The sequence below is a fragment of the Bradyrhizobium sp. UFLA03-84 genome, from assembly GCF_002289535.1.
Taxonomy (GTDB): Bacteria; Pseudomonadota; Alphaproteobacteria; order Rhizobiales; family Xanthobacteraceae; genus Bradyrhizobium; species Bradyrhizobium viridifuturi.
Map to the genome: position 1 here is coordinate 835,688 of NZ_NSJY01000005.1, position 15,692 is coordinate 851,379.

17 protein-coding genes are annotated in these 15,692 nt (G+C 64.5%); 6 read left to right on the plus strand and 11 right to left on the minus strand.

Features of this window, described 5'->3' with window-relative positions:
• Nucleotides 1–256 precede the first annotated feature (256 nt).
• Nucleotides 257–1,132 (plus strand): sulfurtransferase, encoded by an 876-nt coding sequence (locus CK489_RS06685; RefSeq protein WP_050631942.1) that lies wholly within the window; start codon nucleotides 257–259, stop codon nucleotides 1,130–1,132.
• Nucleotides 1,133–1,408: 276 nt separating this feature from the next.
• On the opposite strand, the gene CK489_RS06690 is transcribed toward CK489_RS06685, so the two are convergent.
• Complete coding sequence (locus tag CK489_RS06690; protein WP_050631941.1) at nucleotides 1,409–2,365, minus strand: DMT family transporter; 957 nt, start codon at nucleotides 2,363–2,365, stop codon at nucleotides 1,409–1,411.
• A 199-nt stretch (nucleotides 2,366–2,564) separates the two neighbouring features.
• The gene (locus CK489_RS06695) at nucleotides 2,565–3,050 is read right to left on the minus strand and encodes a Fur family transcriptional regulator (RefSeq protein WP_050631940.1); all 486 of its coding nucleotides are present in this window, start codon (nucleotides 3,048–3,050) and stop codon (nucleotides 2,565–2,567) included.
• A gap of 157 nt (nucleotides 3,051–3,207) precedes the next feature.
• Between CK489_RS06695 and CK489_RS06700 the strand changes: the two genes are divergently transcribed.
• The 4 genes from CK489_RS06700 (at nucleotide 3,208) to CK489_RS06715 (ending at nucleotide 8,038) form a co-directional block, all read left to right on the plus strand.
• The gene (locus CK489_RS06700; protein ID WP_050631939.1) at nucleotides 3,208–3,687 is read left to right on the plus strand and encodes a MarR family winged helix-turn-helix transcriptional regulator; all 480 of its coding nucleotides are present in this window, start codon (nucleotides 3,208–3,210) and stop codon (nucleotides 3,685–3,687) included.
• The gene (locus CK489_RS06705; protein WP_095731706.1) at nucleotides 3,680–4,855 is read left to right on the plus strand and encodes an HlyD family secretion protein; all 1,176 of its coding nucleotides are present in this window, start codon (nucleotides 3,680–3,682) and stop codon (nucleotides 4,853–4,855) included. Before CK489_RS06700 ends, CK489_RS06705 begins: the two co-directional genes overlap by 8 nt.
• A 66-nt stretch (nucleotides 4,856–4,921) precedes the next feature.
• Complete coding sequence (locus CK489_RS06710; protein WP_095731707.1) at nucleotides 4,922–6,478, plus strand: MDR family MFS transporter; 1,557 nt, start codon at nucleotides 4,922–4,924, stop codon at nucleotides 6,476–6,478.
• Between the two features lie 249 nt (nucleotides 6,479–6,727).
• Nucleotides 6,728–8,038: an ABC transporter substrate-binding protein gene (locus CK489_RS06715; RefSeq protein WP_050631936.1), complete on the plus strand. Its 1,311-nt coding sequence runs from the start codon at nucleotides 6,728–6,730 to the stop codon at nucleotides 8,036–8,038.
• A 287-nt stretch (nucleotides 8,039–8,325) separates the two neighbouring features.
• Here the strand turns inward: CK489_RS06715 and CK489_RS06720 are convergent, their stop codons facing one another.
• The 4 genes from CK489_RS06720 to CK489_RS06735 all read right to left on the minus strand — a co-directional run bounded on the left by CK489_RS06720 (nucleotide 8,326) and on the right by CK489_RS06735 (nucleotide 11,557).
• Nucleotides 8,326–9,495 (minus strand): Gfo/Idh/MocA family protein, encoded by a 1,170-nt coding sequence (locus tag CK489_RS06720; protein ID WP_095731708.1) that lies wholly within the window; start codon nucleotides 9,493–9,495, stop codon nucleotides 8,326–8,328.
• 102 nt (nucleotides 9,496–9,597) lie between these two features.
• Nucleotides 9,598–10,131 carry an ester cyclase gene (locus CK489_RS06725; RefSeq protein WP_050631935.1) on the minus strand — a complete coding sequence of 178 codons (534 nt, stop codon included), beginning with the start codon at nucleotides 10,129–10,131 and terminating at the stop codon, nucleotides 9,598–9,600.
• Nucleotides 10,124–10,513 (minus strand): VOC family protein, encoded by a 390-nt coding sequence (locus CK489_RS06730; protein ID WP_050631934.1) that lies wholly within the window; start codon nucleotides 10,511–10,513, stop codon nucleotides 10,124–10,126. The genes CK489_RS06725 and CK489_RS06730 overlap by 8 nt, the downstream gene beginning before the upstream one ends.
• 15 nt (nucleotides 10,514–10,528) lie before the next feature.
• On the minus strand, nucleotides 10,529–11,557 hold the full coding sequence (locus CK489_RS06735) for a polysaccharide deacetylase family protein (protein ID WP_095731709.1): 1,029 nt from the start codon (nucleotides 11,555–11,557) through the stop codon (nucleotides 10,529–10,531).
• 100 nt (nucleotides 11,558–11,657) lie between these two features.
• On the opposite strand from CK489_RS06735, the gene CK489_RS06740 reads away from it, so the two are divergent.
• Entirely contained in the window at nucleotides 11,658–12,566 is a 909-nt protein-coding gene (locus CK489_RS06740; protein ID WP_095731710.1) for a LysR family transcriptional regulator, read from the plus strand.
• Here CK489_RS06740 and CK489_RS06745 read toward each other — a convergent pair.
• The 5 genes from CK489_RS06745 to pcaH form a co-directional block, all read right to left on the minus strand.
• On the minus strand, nucleotides 12,545–13,399 hold the full coding sequence (locus CK489_RS06745) for a shikimate dehydrogenase (RefSeq protein WP_094194413.1): 855 nt from the start codon (nucleotides 13,397–13,399) through the stop codon (nucleotides 12,545–12,547). The two genes, CK489_RS06740 and CK489_RS06745, sit on opposite strands and share 22 nt — an antisense overlap.
• A 21-nt stretch (nucleotides 13,400–13,420) precedes the next feature.
• Nucleotides 13,421–13,885 carry an SRPBCC domain-containing protein gene (locus CK489_RS06750; protein WP_050631930.1) on the minus strand — a complete coding sequence of 155 codons (465 nt, stop codon included), beginning with the start codon at nucleotides 13,883–13,885 and terminating at the stop codon, nucleotides 13,421–13,423.
• Nucleotides 13,886–13,895: 10 nt separating this feature from the next.
• Complete coding sequence (locus CK489_RS06755) at nucleotides 13,896–14,219, minus strand: ArsR/SmtB family transcription factor (protein ID WP_050631929.1); 324 nt, start codon at nucleotides 14,217–14,219, stop codon at nucleotides 13,896–13,898.
• Between the two features lie 131 nt (nucleotides 14,220–14,350).
• Nucleotides 14,351–14,941 carry a protocatechuate 3,4-dioxygenase subunit alpha gene (pcaG, locus tag CK489_RS06760; protein ID WP_095731711.1) on the minus strand — a complete coding sequence of 197 codons (591 nt, stop codon included), beginning with the start codon at nucleotides 14,939–14,941 and terminating at the stop codon, nucleotides 14,351–14,353.
• Nucleotides 14,942–15,643 (minus strand): protocatechuate 3,4-dioxygenase subunit beta, encoded by a 702-nt coding sequence (gene pcaH, locus CK489_RS06765; RefSeq protein WP_095731712.1) that lies wholly within the window; start codon nucleotides 15,641–15,643, stop codon nucleotides 14,942–14,944. It lies immediately after the preceding gene.
• Nucleotides 15,644–15,692: the final 49 nt, after the last annotated feature.

Below are 15,692 nucleotides of genomic sequence, written 5' to 3' on the forward strand. Positions count from 1 at the left end.
CTCGAATATCAGGTTTTGGTGACATTCACCAAGGGGGCGATGAGCCCAGCGCAAGGCGGGCTAAACGGTCATGTTTCGGAGTGAATTCAACAGCTTATGGCGCCGATTGAGGCCGAAGGCAAGCCATGCAGCGGCGTCCTGCATGCCTAGGCTATATTGGACCGAATTGGGGTGAATCAAAGGGCAAAGTGACCGCTTTTCATGTGACTTGGCGCATCTTAGCATCCTGTTAAGGGCATATCGGGAGGACGTGAAAATGGCCGACTATGGCGAGCTGATCACCACGGCGGAACTCGCCGAGATCCTGACCCGGCCCGAGTTGCGGCTGTTCGACTGCACGACCTATCTGGAGCCGGCGCCTGCCGGCAGCAACATTCCCTATGTCGTCGTCTCCGGCCGCCAGACGTTCGAGGCCGGCCACATCCCGGGAGCGAATTTCCTGGATTTGCAGGCCGAATTCTCCGACGCCCATACCGAACTGCGCTTCATGATGCCGCCGACGGCCCAGCTCGAGGCGGCGTTCGGCCGCCACGGCATCTCTGCCAGCAGCCGCGTGGTGCTCTATTCGATCGGCACCGCGATGTGGGCGACCCGGTTCTGGTGGATGCTGCGTTCGCTCGGCTTCGAGGGTGCCGCCGTGCTCGACGGCGGCATCGACAAATGGACCGCCGAGGGACGCGACATCGAGACCGGGCTTGCCGGCGGCTATCCGCCCGCGACGTTCCCGGCGCGGCCAAAGGACGGCATGTTCGTCGACAAGCATGACGTGCTCGCCGCGACCACCGAGGGTGACACCGTGATCGTCAACGCGCTCGGCCCGCAGTTCTACAAGGGCTTGGAGCCGAGCCGCTACGGCCGGCCCGGTCGCATCCCCGGCAGCGTCAGCGTACCGGCAGCTAGCCTGATCGATCCCAAGAGCAAGACATTCGTGCCGCTCGAGGAAGCCGAGGCGACCTTCGCCGCGCAAGGCATCACGAAGGACAAGCGCGTCATCGCCTATTGCGGCGGCGGCATCTCCGCGACCATCGACCTGTTTCAATTGCATCGGCTCGGCTTCGACAATCTCACGCTCTATGACGGCTCGATGGGCGAATGGGCGAAGGATAAGGAGCTGCCGATCGAAGTGGGGTAGCGGAGAGCAAAGGCTCTCTCCTTGTCGTCCCTGCGAAAGCAGGGACCCATAACCACCGAATTTGCTTGTGAACGAGAACGCCGCCCCAGCGTCGCGAGATAACCGACATTTGGGGTAATGGGTCCTGGCTTTCGCCAGGACGACACTGAATGTTGGGCGCCTCTGAGACTCACACATCCGCGTTTTTGGGTGCCGGGGAATCTATCGTAAGGACGACACTCTTCCTCCTCGTCATTCCGGGGCGTGCGAAGCGCGAGCCCGGAATGACAAAGGAGATCACGCCGGCACGTTCGGGTCCGGCGTCACCTTCGGGTCGGGCTTGTTGACCAGATAGAGGCCCGCGATCACCAGCAGCGCGGCGACGCCGAATACCGGGGTCAGGGTGTCGTGCATGACGAAATAGGCCGCGACGACGCCGAACAGCGGCGTGACGAAGGTGAAGGCCGACAGCTTGCTTGCCGAATAGGTCTTCACCATCGCAAACCAGATGACAAAGGTACAGCCGACCACCCAGACCGCCTGATAGGCGAGCAGCGAGATCGACAATGCGCTCGGCACATGCTCGATGCGCTCGCCGCCGATCCAAGCGGCGAGGCCGAGGATCGGGATCGAGATCGCGACCTGGTAGCCGAGCGCCTTTTCCGGCGCCGCCTTGCGCAACTGAGTGCCCTTGGCGACCAGCGTGGTCGCCGCCCACAGCGCGCCGCCGCCGACCACCATGAGGTCGCCGAGCAGCACCCTGGCATCGACATTGGGCTGCGGCACACCGATCGCGAGCGCGACACCGGCGAAGCTCAGCGCCAGCCCGCTCCATTGCACGGTCGAGAGACGCTCGCCGAGGAACTGGTGCGAGCCGAGCGCGACGAAGAACGGCGCGGTGTAGAGGAACACCGAGGCGCGCGACGCCGAGGTGAAGACCAGACCGGTGAAGATCAGCACGAACTCGCAGCCGAACATCAGGCCGGCGACGATGCCGGGGACGAGCGTACCGTCGCGCTCGAAGAATTTGACGCCGCGCAAATGGCCGACGATCAGCATCACCGGCAGCGCGCCCGAGGAGCGGATCAGCGCCTGCAGCATCGGCGGCACGTCGGGCAGCGCGAGCTTGACCGCGAGCTGGTTGAAACCCCAGCTCACGCACAGCATCAGCATCAATGCGATGGCGCCGGGCGGCAGCCCGTGGCCGACGCTGACGGGCCTCGTGACACTGGCAGAGATCGCTTGGGTCGACATGTTTCCTCGCGGGCCGGCTTGCTGCCGTGTTGTTGTTAGTCGGACTGCGTCGTCCCTGCGAAAGCAGGGACCCATACGCCGCCGCCGGTGTTTTGAACGAGACTTGTCGTTCCCTTGTCGTACAACAATTGAGGGCGGAGGTTGTGGGTCCCTGCTTTCGCAGGGACGACACCGCGGTGAGGACTTTGGCCGCGCTCAATCATTTCTGGCAATGCGCGCAGGTGCCGGCGATCTCGACCACGGAGAGCTTCGGGATGAAGCCCGAGGCGCGCGCCGCCGCGGTCAGGCTTTGCGCGACGGGGGCGGCGGGGATCTCGCCGACCGAGCCGCAATGGTCGCAGATCAGGAACGCCACCATGGAGGTCTCGTCATGGTCGTGCGCGCAGGCCAGGAAAGCGTTGCGGCTTTCGATGCGGTGGACGAGACCGTTCTCCATCAGGAAGTCGAGCGCGCGGTAGACGGTAATCGGTGCCGGGCGCGGCATCGTCTTGGCCAGCTCGTCGATCACCTCATAGGCGCCGAGCGGGCGGTGGCTCGACAGCAGCGCCTGCAGCACCTGACGCCGGATCGGGGTGAATTTCTGCCCGCGGCGCGAACAGACCTGCTCGGCATGGGCCATCGCGTCCGCGGCGCAGCGGCCGTGATCGTGGTCGGGGGCAGGAAAGGTCGGCTTGGCGAGGCTCATTGCCCAGATATGTAGCATTTTTGCGCCCGTTCCCATAGCCCGGCCGCCCGGCGCTGCCGCGAGCCATGTGCGCAAAGCGGAGCAGCCTCCCGTTAACCCGGCATGCAGAATTAATGAGCAAGCTTATTATATCCCAAGCTTATGGAGGCAGGACCTTATGCGCGGTTCCGTGGATTCGGACTTCTTGTTTACGCTCGGTGAGTTGTTCCGGTTGATCCGCGTCTATGCCGACAAGGAGGCCGCGCGCTACGGCATCACCCGTGCGCAATGGGCCGTCCTGTCCAAGGTGGAACGCCAGGAAGGACTGAAGCAGACCGAGCTTGCAGAACTGCTCGAGGTGCAGCCGATCACGCTGACACGGTTGATCGACAAGCTCTGCGACAATGGCTGGATCGAGCGCCGCAGCGACGAGAACGACCGCCGCGTCAACCGCCTCTATCTGAAGAAGGCCGCGCGCCCGCTGCTCGGGAAGCTCGCAGGCCTGCGCTCCGAACTCACCGCGACCGCGCTCGAGGGCATCAGCCCCGCAGACGCGCATCGCCTGCTCACTCAATTGGAATCGATCAAGGAAAACGTTCGCAATGCCATCCAAAGCCCAGCCGGCGAGCCCTCCCGAAAGGAACAGCGCTATGGCTGAACCCATCCTCAAGCTGGCCCCCGAGCAGAAGAGCAATCCGGGCGAGCCTGTGCCGGCCGGCAAGGCCAGCCGCGCGCCGCGCCGTCGCCTGATGGCGGGCCTGCGGCGCTATCGCCGCGTGCTGCTGCTCGTCGTGCTGCCGATCGTGGCTGTGATCGCCGGCGGCGTGTTCTATCTCAATGGCGGGCGCTATGTCGGCACCGATGACGCCTATGTCGGCGCGCAGAAGGTGCTGATCACGCCCGAGATCTCCGGCAAGATCGACAAGATCGTCGTCAAGGAAGGCCAGCACGTCAAGAAGGGCGACGAGCTGTTCGAGATCGACCCGGTGCCGTTCCGCCTCGCGGTGGACCAGGCCAAGGCGGCGCTCGACCAGACCCGGACCACCTATGACAATCTGGTCGACAACATCAAGATCAACACCAAGATGCTGGAATTCGCCCAGCAGAGCATCGAATTGAAGAAGCGCGACGTCGATCGGAAATCGACTCTCGCCAAGCAGAACTTCGGCTCGCAGCTCGACCTCGACAACGCGGCCAACGCGCAAGTCACGGCCGAGAGCCTAGCGCAATACATCAAGCAGCAGATCTCCAAGGACAGGACGCAACTGCTCGGCGATGTCGAGCTGCCGATCGAGAAGTTCCCGCCCTACGCCCAGGCCAAGGCCAAGCTCGACGACGCGCAGCGCAATCTCGACCACACCGTGCTGCGGGCGCCGATGGACGGCGTCGCGACCCAGGTCGACCAGATCCAGCTCGGCCGCTTCGTCACCGCGGGCGCGCCGGTGTTCTCGGTGATCGACGTCGACCATCCCTGGGTCGACGCCAATCCGAAGGAAAGCGACTTCACCTATGTCGCGGTCGGCCAGCCGGTGACGCTCGACGTCGACGCGTTCCCGAACCATGCGTTCAAGGGCAAGATCGGCTCGCTGTCACCCGGCACCGGCGCTCAGTTCGCGATCCTGCCGCCGCAGAACGCCACCGGCAACTTCGTCAAGGTGGTGCAGCGCGTGCCGGTGCGGATCTATTTCGACGAGAACGATCCGTTCGTGAAGAAGCTGAAGGCCGGCATGAGCGTCTACGCGACGATCGACACCAACCACCGCCGCTCGCTGGCCGGCCTGCTCGGGCTCGGCTCAGCCACCGCGCACCCGGATCACCAGGACTAGGGCTCGCACTCCCTCTCCCGCAAGCGGGAGAGGTGACGTCTTGCTGGAAGAACAGGACTGAACTGAATGAATGCACCGTCACCGTCCGCCGTACCCGGCATGCGCCGGAACATGGTGACGATCTGCGCGATGACCGCGACGATCATGCAGGCGCTCGACACCACGATCGCCAACGTCGCGCTGCCTTATATGCAGGGTTCGCTGTCGGCCTCGCAGGACCAGATCAACTGGGTGCTGACCTCCTACATCGTCGCGGCCGCGATCATGACCGCGCCGGTCGGCTGGATCGCCAACCGCTACGGACGCAAGCGCATCTTCATCATCTGCTCGGCCGGCTTCACCATCGCCTCGGTGCTGTGCGGCCTCGCGCAGGACATCAACCAGATGGTGCTGTTCCGGCTGTTGCAGGGCGTGTTCGGCGCGGCGCTGGTGCCGCTGTCGCAGGCGGTGATGTTGGATTCCTACGCGCTGCATGAGCGCGCCAAGGCGATGTCGATCTGGGGCATGGGCGTGATGATGGGCCCGATCATGGGACCGTCGCTCGGCGCCTGGCTGACCGAGACCTATTCCTGGCACTGGGTGTTCTTCGTCAACCTGCCGTTCGGCGCGATCACCGTGCTCGGCCTCGCCGTATTCATGGACGAGACCAAGCAGGACCTCAATCTGCGCTTCGACTGGTTCGGCTTCGGCGCGCTCGCGGTCGCGATCGGTTCGCTGCAGCTCGCGCTCGACCGCGGCGAGCAGCTCGGCTGGCTCGAATCCAATGAGATCATGATCGAATTCATCGTCTCGGCGGTCGGCTTCTACTATTTCTTCGCCCATTCGCTGACCACCAGCCGGCCGTTCATCCAGTTCGCACTGTTCAAGGACAAGAACTTCCTCGGCGGCTGCGTGTTCATGACCGTGATGGGCCTCGTGCTGTATTCGACCATGGCGCTGTCCTCGCCTTACCTGCAGAACGTGGTCGGTTATCCGATCATCACCGCGGGCCTGCTGCTGGCGAGCCGCGGCTTCGGCACCTTCGTCGCGATGATGCTGGTCGGCCGCCTAATGCGCTACATCGAGGCGCGCACGCTGATCATCTCGGGCCTCGCCCTGACCGCGGCCTCGCTGTTCCAGATGACCGGCTGGACCGACATGACCCAGGCGAACGAGATCATCGTCGTCAGCGTGATCCAGGGCTTCGGCTTCGGCCTCGTGTTCGTGCCGCTGTCGACGGTGGCGTTCCTGACGCTGCCGGGCCAGTTGCGGACCGACGGCACCTCGATGCTGACGCTGCTGCGCAACGTCGCGAGCTCGGTCGGCATCTCGATCGTGATCGCGCAGCTCACCGAAGGCGGGCGGCGGATCTACGCAAAACTGTCGGAGCAGATCAATCCGTTCAATCACGCGCTGCAGATGCCCGACGTGTCGGGCATGATCAACCTCAACACCGACGCCGGTCGCGCGATGGCCGACAGGATGGTAGCGGCGCAGTCGCAGATCATCGCGTTCTCGCACGACTATCAGCTGGTGATGCTGTTCATCCTGGTCTCGATCCCGCTCGCGCTGATGATCGGTTCGACCAAGGCCGCACTGCGCGCGCAGTCGGCGCCGTCGGACCACGCCGCGGTGATGGAGTAGGCTCCTCGTCATTCCAGGGCATGCGAAGCAAGAGCCCGGAATCCATTCATCAGCAAGGTTCGCGGCCCGATGGATTCTGGGCTCGTGCTTCGCACGCCCCGGAATGACGAGGGGAGAAAACCACGCTCACCCCCTCCCAAAGCGCAACACGCCGCACCCGCAAGCCGCGTTGACTTTCCGACATCGCCTCCCAATACTCCCCGAAAAATAACACCCGTCACACAACTGACGGTTTCAGGGGAGGACGCGATGCCGACTTCACGCAGGACGCTGCTGAAGACTTCAGCGGCTGCCGCCGCTGCTTTCAGCTTCGATTGGACACGCGCGCAGGCGCAGGCCGAAACGGTCCGCATCGGCGTGATCTACGACCTGACCGGCCCGTTCGCCGCCGGCGGCTCGGTCGCCTCCTCGATCGGCACCCAGATCGCGATCGATCTGGTCAACGAGAAGGGCGGCGTCGGTGGCAAGTACAAGATCGCGCCCGTCAACGTCGATTCCCAGAGCAAGCCTGATGTGGCGATCAACGAAGCCAATCGCCTGATCGACCAGGAGAAGGTCGACATCCTCAACGGCGTGTTCGCAAGCTCGCACGCGGTGCCGCTCGCCGCCAAGGTCGAGCAGCAAAAGCGCATCCTGTGGATCACGACCGCGGTCTCGACCGCCGTGTTCAAGGACAAGAACCTGCAATACGTGTTCCGCGCGCAGATCCATTCCGATCAATACGGCCAGGCCTTCGGCGGCTTCCTCGGCGAGCACGCCAAGGCCAGGCTCGGCATGGAGCCGAAGGACGTCAAGGTGGCGCTGATCCATGAGGACGGGCCCTACGGCGTCGGCGTCGCCGCCGCCGACGAAACCTTCGCCAAGGAGGCCGGGCTGCAGGTCGTGCTCAAGGAAGGCTATTCGGCCTCCGCGCCCGACCTCTCGGTGCTGGTGACCAAGCTGAAACGCGCCAAGGCCGACATCATCTCGCATGCCGGTTACAACCCCGACATCACGCTTTTCCTGCGCCAGGCGCGCGAGAGCGGGCTGAAGTTCAAGATGCTGTTCGGCGCCGGCGCCGGCTACAGCCAGCTCGACAAGCTGCGCGCGACCTTCGGCGCCGATATCGACAATTTCTGCAACATCGATCCGGTTCCGGCGCAGCTGCTCGATCCTGCCAAGCTCGCGCCCGGCGTCGGCGATCTCACCAAGACGATGGTCGCGCGCTACCGCGAGAAGACCAGCGCCACCGAGGTGCCGCCGCACTGCTCGATGGGCTTCAACCAGACCTGGATCCTGCTCAACAATGTGCTGCCGGTCGCCAAGGAGAAATATGGCGGCTTCGATCCCGAGGCGATCCGCAAGGCGGCGCTGGACGTCGACATCCCCGCGGGCGGCACCATCCAGGGCTATGGCGTGAAGTTCTATCCGCCGGGCACGCCGATGTCCGGCCAGAACGAGCGCTCGACCCCGGTCGTGATGCAGAACGCCGGTGAGCGCATCACCGTGGTGTGGCCGACGAATATCCGCACCCAGGATCCGGTGTTCCCGTTGCCGAAGGGATCGGTGTACGGGGCGTAAGCGGTCTGACCCGGTAAAACTGGAGCCGCAGCGGCGCTACAACCTCTCCCACGCAACCGGGGTTTACCCCGGTTGCGCATCGTGAAGCTGCGCAAGTCGGGCAGGCCCGACTTGCGTGTGGGAGAGGTCGGATCGCATCGCAAGATGTGATCCGGGTGAGAGGTCTCTCTCCTCGAATTCTTCAGCAGTCGAGTTCGCGGAAGCAACCCCTCATCCGGCGCGCCTTGCGCGCCACCTTCTCCGACAGAGGGAGAAGCGAAGAGGGCGCTGCCGTCGACTTCACATCCTCACAACGTCACCCGCCTGCCCTCGTCGGCGGCCCAATAGCCGGCGTAGTTCACCTTGGTCGTCTCATACGCCAGCGCGAGGTCCGCGAGCGGCTGCCGGCCGGTCGCCACGCACTCCATGAAATCCTGGATCTCCTGCAGATAGCCGCGGGTCCACTCCTCCTCCAGGCAGACATATTGCCAGCCGGTTTTGCGATCGACCTTCTCGGTGATGTAGACGCTCGCGAGCTTCTCCTCGGAGGTCTGATAGCTCGTTAAGTGCGTGTTCGGCGTGATGTTGGCGAACAGCGCGCCGCCGCTTGTGTAGGTCTCGATCAGATTGCGCACGCCGCCCATGATCATGTCGCCGGAGAACACCGTCGCCTTGGTGTCGTCGGAGAAGGTCGCGGTCAGCGTGCCCCAATCCTCGACGTCGACCGGATTGGCCTTGATATAGGCGCGCTCCTCCGGCTTGAGCGAAGCTGTGACATTGCCGACGTCGCAGGTGACGCTCGCGACATTGATGGTCTCGTCGCGGGCCTTGGCCTCGACCTGCTTGAGATAGAGCACCGCCGACAGTGGATGGCAGCCCATCCGGATCAGCGAGCCGCCGCCGGTCATCGCCCATTGCGCGGCATGCGCCGCATGCGAGCCGGAGTGGCTTTCCTCGCCCTTCATGAACAGGATCTTGTCGCCGGTGGCGCGGATGATCTCCGCGGTCTTGGTCACCGCCGGCGCGTAGATCCAGTCCTCGGCATACATGAACAGCTTTCCGGTCCGCTCGATCGCAACGCGGGTTTGCTCCATCTCCTCCATCACGCGCTGGTACATCAGCGCCTTCGGCACGTGCCTGCCGATCGGCTCCTTGTCGCCGTCGCGGCCGAAATAGCCGCTGAACGGCTTCTCGCAGATCACGTGCTTGCCGGCCTGCATGGCGTCAACGATCATCGTGGCATGCAGGTTCGGCGGCGTGCAGATGTCGATGACGTCGAGCTCGCGGTCGGCGACCAGCTCGGCGAAGCTGCGATAGGCGTTCGGGATTGCGTGCTTGCGGGCGAACGCATTGACGTGATCGCCGCGCGCCGCCACCGCCCTCACCTCGACATCGACGCCATAGACGCGCCGGTACGCGTACATGTGCAGCTCCGAGACGAAGCCGCAGCCGGCCAGACCGATCCTGATTTTTGTCATTGGAGGATGCCCCTGATGTCGCGGGATGGGCACCCATCATAGCGAAGCGGCGGCGCCGGTCGATGCGTCCGGCGGCAGAAAGGCATCGGGCACCCGGACGGGTCATTGTGTGAGCTTGGCGACGCCCATCTTGGAGAGCAGGGTCAAATTGTCCTCGATGTGCCAGTTGTCGGTGACACGGCCGCCGGTGACCTTGAGCAGATCGGTGGCGATGAAATCGATCGCTTGCCCGCTGCCGCTGGTCGCACCGAAGCTGCCGGTGAAATGCCCGCGGAACTGCATGTGCACGGTGACGTAGTCGCCGGCCACGATCATCTTGACCACCTCGACCGAGAGGTCCGGCACTGCGGTACGGAAATTCCTCGAGGCGAAGGCCGGCCCTTGCGGTCCCTGCGGACGGCCAGCCGGCAGGGTGTGATCGACGAAATTGTCTGAGATCGCGGCCTTGAGCGCGGCCTCGTCGCCGCTGTTCCAGAACTGGTAGAAAGCCTTCGCCGCGGCGACTGTGGCATCGCGCTCGGCTGACGGGACCGCGGCCGCGACGACGAGATCGTCGATCTTCACCTCGTCGGCGCGAGCCGGCGCCGCGAGCAGCACAGCCATTGCAAGCGCTGTGGCGGCCAGAACATTACGCATTGTTTTTGCTCCTCATTGCGGCATCGCGCTCACGAAACACCAGTTCGAGCAGGATGCCGGTCGGCGTGCGAACGAACAACCGGCGCTCGCCGAGCTCCGGCAGGTCCATGGTGGAATAGGGAATGGCGAGCGTCTCGATCTTGTGGCGGTAGGCCTCATAGCCCTCGAGGCGAAAGCCGACATGGTCGATGGTTTCGCCGCGCGGATCGTTGCGGGTGCCCTCGCCCGGGACCAGATGCACCACCGGCTCGCCATCGGCATAGAGCCAGTAGCCGGGAAAGGCGAAGCCGGGGCGATAGCCCGGCTTCACGTCGAGCAGATTCTCGAGGAAGGCACGGGTGCCTTCCAGGTCCTTGGTACGCAGGGTGACGTGGTCGAGCATCGATGCCTCCCGCGATCAGGCCGCAGGTCCGGGCAGGCCGGTCACGCTGGGCGCGCCGCGCTGGATCACCGGCGTGTTGGCGCGATTGGCGAGCGCATAGCGTGCGATCTCGTCCTTGCGCGCGAACCAGACATCGCCCTTGCTCCTGGCGTAGGACAGGAAGCGATCGAGCACCCGCGCACGGCCGGCATGGCCGGAGATGCGATCGTGCAGGCTGATCACCATCATCCGCCGGCGCTTTGCGCCCTCCTCATACAGCTGGTCGAACTCGTCCTTGAGCGCCTGCTCATAGGCGGCCGGATTCCAGCCCTGGAACGGGAACGAGACGATGTCGTTCATGTGCATCGTGTAGGGCACCGTGACGAAATCCTTGCCGCGCACCGGCACGATGAAGGGCTCGTCATGGCTCGGTTCGTCGATGTGATAGAGGAAGCCGAGGTCCTGCAGCGTCTCCAGGATGTGCACGGAGTTTCGCATCCAGTACGCATTCCATCCGATCGGAGTCTGCCCCGTGATCTTCTGGATCGTCTCGACGCTGTCAGCGATGAAGCGCTTTTCCTGATCCTTCGGCAGCTGATACGAGTTGCTCCAGATCCGGCCATGTGCAGCCGCCTCATGGCCACGGCGCACGATCTCCCGGGCGGTGTCGGGCGAGGTCTCGACCGCCTTGCCGATCATGAAGGACGACAGCTTGATGCCGTGCTTGTCCATCAGATCGAGCAGGCGCGGGATGCCCTCATAGTGGCCATAAGCGAAGAACGCGTTGGTCGGCAGATCTGGCACGCCCTTCTCGATCGGATCGGGGATAACGCCACCGGCGCCGGAAATCGGCTGGCCGCCGCCTTCGAACATCAGCGACAGGCTGACCGCAAGGCGCGCCCCGTTGGGCCAGAAGCCGCCGCCATTGGACATGGCCTGGGCGTCGGATGCAGCATTCGCTGGTTGGGTCGCGGCGCTGAGTCCGGCGGCAGCGAGGGCGCCGGCGGCACCGACGGCCTGGAGGGTTTCGCGGCGGCTGAGTTGGGTCGAGGACGAGTGAGTCATGAGCTGATCTCCGTGTTGATGGAAATCAGCCTAACTTCTTTCCAAATTTGGTATTATCATGCATCTAATGGAGATATTATCTACTTTTCGGAAACAATCCATGCTTGACGACATCACCGAGCTTCGAACCTTTGCGAAGATTGTCACGTCAGGCAGCCTGTCCGCGGCCGGGCGCGAGATGGGGGTCGCACTCAGCGTCGTCAGCAAGCGGCTCGCGACGCTGGAAAAGCGCACCGACACCAGCCTGATCGTGCGCAGCACGCGCCACCTCGCGCTGACCGAGGAGGGACAAAGGCTGTTCGACCGGGCGCAGCGCATCCTCGCCGAGGTCGATGAAGCGGAAGCAGCGCTGGCGCATAGTCGCGTCGAACCGCAGGGCGTGCTGCGGGTCAGCGCGACCGTCGCGCTGGGCCGCGCCCATGTCAGCCCGGTCTGCCGCGATCTCGCGCTGACCTATCCGAAGATGTCGGTCGAACTGATGCTCACAGACCGTCTCGTCGAGTTGATCGACGAGCGCATCGACGTCGTGATCCGCATCGGCATGCCGCGCGACTCCGACCTGATCATGCGCAAGCTGATCGACAATCACCGCATCATCGCGGCGTCACCGGGCTATGTCATGCGCCACGGCGCGCCAATCACGCCCGAGGATCTCACGCAGCACAATTGCCTGCTCTACAACGGAGGCGCGCAGACGCGGTGGAGGCTGATGCACGGCGACGGCCGCACCGCTGAGATCGAGGTGTCGTCGCGGCTGCGCTGCGACAATGGCGAGGTCGCGCATGACTGGGCGGTCGACGGCGCCGGCCTGATCATGAAGAGCTGGGTCGATGTCGCGCCCGATCTCGCATCCGGCCGCCTGGTGCAGGTGCTGCCGGAGTGGCGCAGCGATCCCGCGCCGGTCTGCGCGCTGTTCGCTCCGGGACGCCAGACGCCGACGCGCGTGCGGCTGTTCCTCGACGCCATCGCAAAGCGGATGGCCGCGTTTCAGGTAGCCGGCGGCGCGTAGCGCGCGGCCATCACGGCGTCGAACGCATTTGCCATCGCTTCATGCCGCGGCGTCATCCCGGTGAACAGCCTGAAGGCGTCGGCCGCGGCGTTGATCGCGAGGTCTCGCCCGGTCAGCACGCTGGCGCCCTTGGCCCTTGCCGCCGTGAGCAGCGGTGTCCAGAGCGGCGTGTAGACCGCGTCGGCGACCCACATCGAGGGATGCAGCAACGCATCCGGCACCGGCGTGTCGCGGCTCGGCAGCATGCCGACCGGCGTTGCGTTGACGAGACCTGCGGCGCCCTGCACCGCGGCGTCGACGCTGGCGGCGTGAACCGCGCGATGATCCTGCAATTGGTCCGCAAGCTGCGCAGCCTTTGCGGCATCGGCATCGAAGATCCTGATCTCGGCAACGCCGAGCCCCGCCAGCGCGAATGCGATCGCCTTGCCAACGCCGCCGGCACCGATCAACGCGATCGGGCCGCGCGGCGCTGACGCAAGCAGCGGTGCAATCGCGCGCACAAAACCTGATGCATCGGTGTTGTGCCCGACCAGACGCCCGCCACTGGCGACGATGGTGTTGACCGCGCCGATCGCGCGGGCATCCCGCGCGAGGTCATCGAGCAGATCGACCACCGCCTCCTTGTAAGGAAAGGTGACGTTGACGCCGGCAAAGCCGAGCCGCCTGATGCCCTCGAGCATCGCGCTGAGATCGTCGCGCCCCGCGCCCTTGACCTCGATGAGCTGGTAGTGCGCGTGAACGCCGAGGGCGGCGGCGGCCTGCTCGTGCATCGCCGGCGCCGCCGAATGCGCGATCGGATAGCCGATCAGACCGGTCAGGAAGCGGTCGCGCATCATCCCTCATGTCGGCAATGGTCAGCTCATGCGGTCGAGCCGAGCATAGCTGTCTTCCATGCCGTGCTCCATGCCGGTCGCGAGCATCGCCGCGCGGGTCTCCGCATCCGGCAGCGTCATCCGCATGGTCATCAGGGTGCCGTCACCGTCGGGCGCAAAGCGCGTCTCGACACGATTGTCCGGCGTCGGATCCGGCAGATGCATGCGCTCGACATGCACGATGCGGCTGAACGGTTCGAGCTCAAGATATTCGCCGGTCAGGTGAAAGCCGTCGCCCTTGCCGTCGGTCCATTCGTAACGGATCTTGCCGCCGGGCCTGAGCTCGCTGATGCAGACCGGCATGGTCCAGCCTTCCGGGCCGAGCAGCCACTTCTGCAACAGCTCAGGCTCGGTATGCGCGCGATACACCGCTTCGGGCGGCGCGCCGAAGCGCCTGGTCACGACGATGTAGCGGTCGCCTTCGGTCTTCAGCGTCAGCTTACTCATAGGGCACCTTTCACTTCTCAGGCTTCATGGCGGCCAGCACTCCGTCCAGCCGGTCGTAATTGGTTTCCAGCGCGCGGCGCAGCATGCCGAGCCATTGATCGATCTCGGCAACCGCCGTCGGCGCCAGCCGGCACGGCCGCTTGGTGCCTTCGACCCGCCGCACGATCAGGCCGGCGCCCTCGAGCACCTTGAGATGGCGGGAGATCGCCGGTTGGGTCAGCTCGAACGGCTCGACCAGCTCCATGACGGTCGCCTCGCCCAAAGCGAGACGCGCCAGGATCGCCCGGCGGGTCGGGTCGGCGAGCGCGGAGAAGGCGGCGTCGAGGTTGGCCATGCTTTATCTCATGTTTGTTATATAAACAGATTGTTATATAATGAGATGTAAATGGTCAAGCAAAATCCGCTGCGGCGGAGGCGCGCAGCGGATTCTGGTGGTTCCTTCAATGCTCGATTGGCGGTCAGCCGCTAGACGTCGAAGAACACCGTCTCGTTGTCGCCCTGCAGGTGGACATCAAAGGTGTAGGCGTTGCCGCCCGTCTTCTTGGCGATCAACGTCGCACGACGATCGGCCGGCACCAGTGCCAGCACGGAATCAGTCGCGTTGCCGGCCTCGTCGTCGAAATAGATCCGGGTGTAGAGGTGCAGCAGCATGCCGCGCGCGAACACCGCGAGCACGATGTGCGGCGCCTGCGGCTTGCCGTCGGCATCAGGCACCACGCCGGGCTTGATAGTGTCGAACGAATAGCCGCCGCTCTTGTCGGTGCCGCAACGGCCAAAACCCTTGAACGAGGAATTCGGCAGTGCCCGCTTGTCCTGCGGGTCGGAGAAGCGGCCCTGGCTGTCGGCCTGCCAGATCTCCAGCATGCAATCCGGGATCACGGCGCCGTCGCCGTCATAGACCTTGCCCTCGACGCGGATCCGTTCGCCGGATGTATCCGGCGTCAGCAGATTGTTGGTGAAGGCGTCGTTCCACTCATACTCGCCGTTCGGCGTCAGGCCGTATTTGAAATAGGGACCGACGGTCTGCGAGGGCGTGATTCCATCAGGACGTGACACTTACTTGGTCTCCATCGGCGTGGCGTTGCGCCCGCGCAGCACGATATCGAAGCGATAGCACAGCGCCCATTCCGGCTTGGTGTTCTCGAGATCGAACGAGGAGATCATCCGCGCCCGCGCCTTCTCATCCGTCACCGAGTTGAAGATCGGGTCGAACGGGAACAGGGGATCGCCGGGGAAATACATCTGCGTCACCAGACGCGAGATGAAGGAGTGGCCGAACACCGAGAAGTGGATATGGGCGGGCCGCCACGCATTGTGGTGATTGCCCCACGGATATGCGCCGGGCTTGATGGTGACGAACTTGTAGTAGCCGCTCGCATCCGATTGGGCGCGGCCGGCGCCGGTGAAGTTCGGATCGAGCGGCGCCGGGTGCTGGTCGACGACATGGATGTAGCGGCCGCAGGCATTGGCCTGCCAGATTTCGACCAGCGTGTTCGGCACGCCGCGGCCGTCCTCGTCGAGCACGTGGCCGTGCACGATGATGCGCTCGCCGAGCGGCTCGCCCTTGGCCTGGATGGTGAGGTCGCTGTCGTGCGCGCGCACCGTCTCGTGACCATAGACCGGACCGGTCAACTCCGAGAGCGTATGCCGCATCGGGATCAGCGGCTTTTGCGGCGCGCGCTTCACGGTGGAGCGATAGTCCGGCGACAGCCGCGCCGGATGAGCCGCAAGCGATTGCAGCGGATACAACAAGGTCATAGCGAAGTCCTCCGCGGCCCACGCGCCCGGTGAGCTCACGTCAGATCAT

What these genes read in the sequence shown, in the direction of transcription:
- CK489_RS06685 (WP_050631942.1), top strand. Translation starts at nt 257, where the DNA reads ATGGCCGACTATGGCGAGCTGATCACCACGGCGGAACTCGCCGAGATC.
- CK489_RS06690 (WP_050631941.1), bottom strand. Translation starts at nt 2,365, where the DNA reads ATGTCGACCCAAGCGATCTCTGCCAGTGTCACGAGGCCCGTCAGCGTC.
- CK489_RS06695 (WP_050631940.1), bottom strand. Translation starts at nt 3,050, where the DNA reads ATGAGCCTCGCCAAGCCGACCTTTCCTGCCCCCGACCACGATCACGGC.
- CK489_RS06700 (WP_050631939.1), top strand. Translation starts at nt 3,208, where the DNA reads ATGCGCGGTTCCGTGGATTCGGACTTCTTGTTTACGCTCGGTGAGTTG.
- CK489_RS06705 (WP_095731706.1), top strand. Translation starts at nt 3,680, where the DNA reads ATGGCTGAACCCATCCTCAAGCTGGCCCCCGAGCAGAAGAGCAATCCG.
- CK489_RS06710 (WP_095731707.1), top strand. Translation starts at nt 4,922, where the DNA reads ATGAATGCACCGTCACCGTCCGCCGTACCCGGCATGCGCCGGAACATG.
- CK489_RS06715 (WP_050631936.1), top strand. Translation starts at nt 6,728, where the DNA reads ATGCCGACTTCACGCAGGACGCTGCTGAAGACTTCAGCGGCTGCCGCC.
- CK489_RS06720 (WP_095731708.1), bottom strand. Translation starts at nt 9,495, where the DNA reads ATGACAAAAATCAGGATCGGTCTGGCCGGCTGCGGCTTCGTCTCGGAG.
- CK489_RS06725 (WP_050631935.1), bottom strand. Translation starts at nt 10,131, where the DNA reads ATGCGTAATGTTCTGGCCGCCACAGCGCTTGCAATGGCTGTGCTGCTC.
- CK489_RS06730 (WP_050631934.1), bottom strand. Translation starts at nt 10,513, where the DNA reads ATGCTCGACCACGTCACCCTGCGTACCAAGGACCTGGAAGGCACCCGT.
- CK489_RS06735 (WP_095731709.1), bottom strand. Translation starts at nt 11,557, where the DNA reads ATGACTCACTCGTCCTCGACCCAACTCAGCCGCCGCGAAACCCTCCAG.
- CK489_RS06740 (WP_095731710.1), top strand. Translation starts at nt 11,658, where the DNA reads ATGCTTGACGACATCACCGAGCTTCGAACCTTTGCGAAGATTGTCACG.
- CK489_RS06745 (WP_094194413.1), bottom strand. Translation starts at nt 13,399, where the DNA reads ATGCGCGACCGCTTCCTGACCGGTCTGATCGGCTATCCGATCGCGCAT.
- CK489_RS06750 (WP_050631930.1), bottom strand. Translation starts at nt 13,885, where the DNA reads ATGAGTAAGCTGACGCTGAAGACCGAAGGCGACCGCTACATCGTCGTG.
- CK489_RS06755 (WP_050631929.1), bottom strand. Translation starts at nt 14,219, where the DNA reads ATGGCCAACCTCGACGCCGCCTTCTCCGCGCTCGCCGACCCGACCCGC.
- pcaH (WP_095731712.1), bottom strand. Translation starts at nt 15,643, where the DNA reads ATGACCTTGTTGTATCCGCTGCAATCGCTTGCGGCTCATCCGGCGCGG.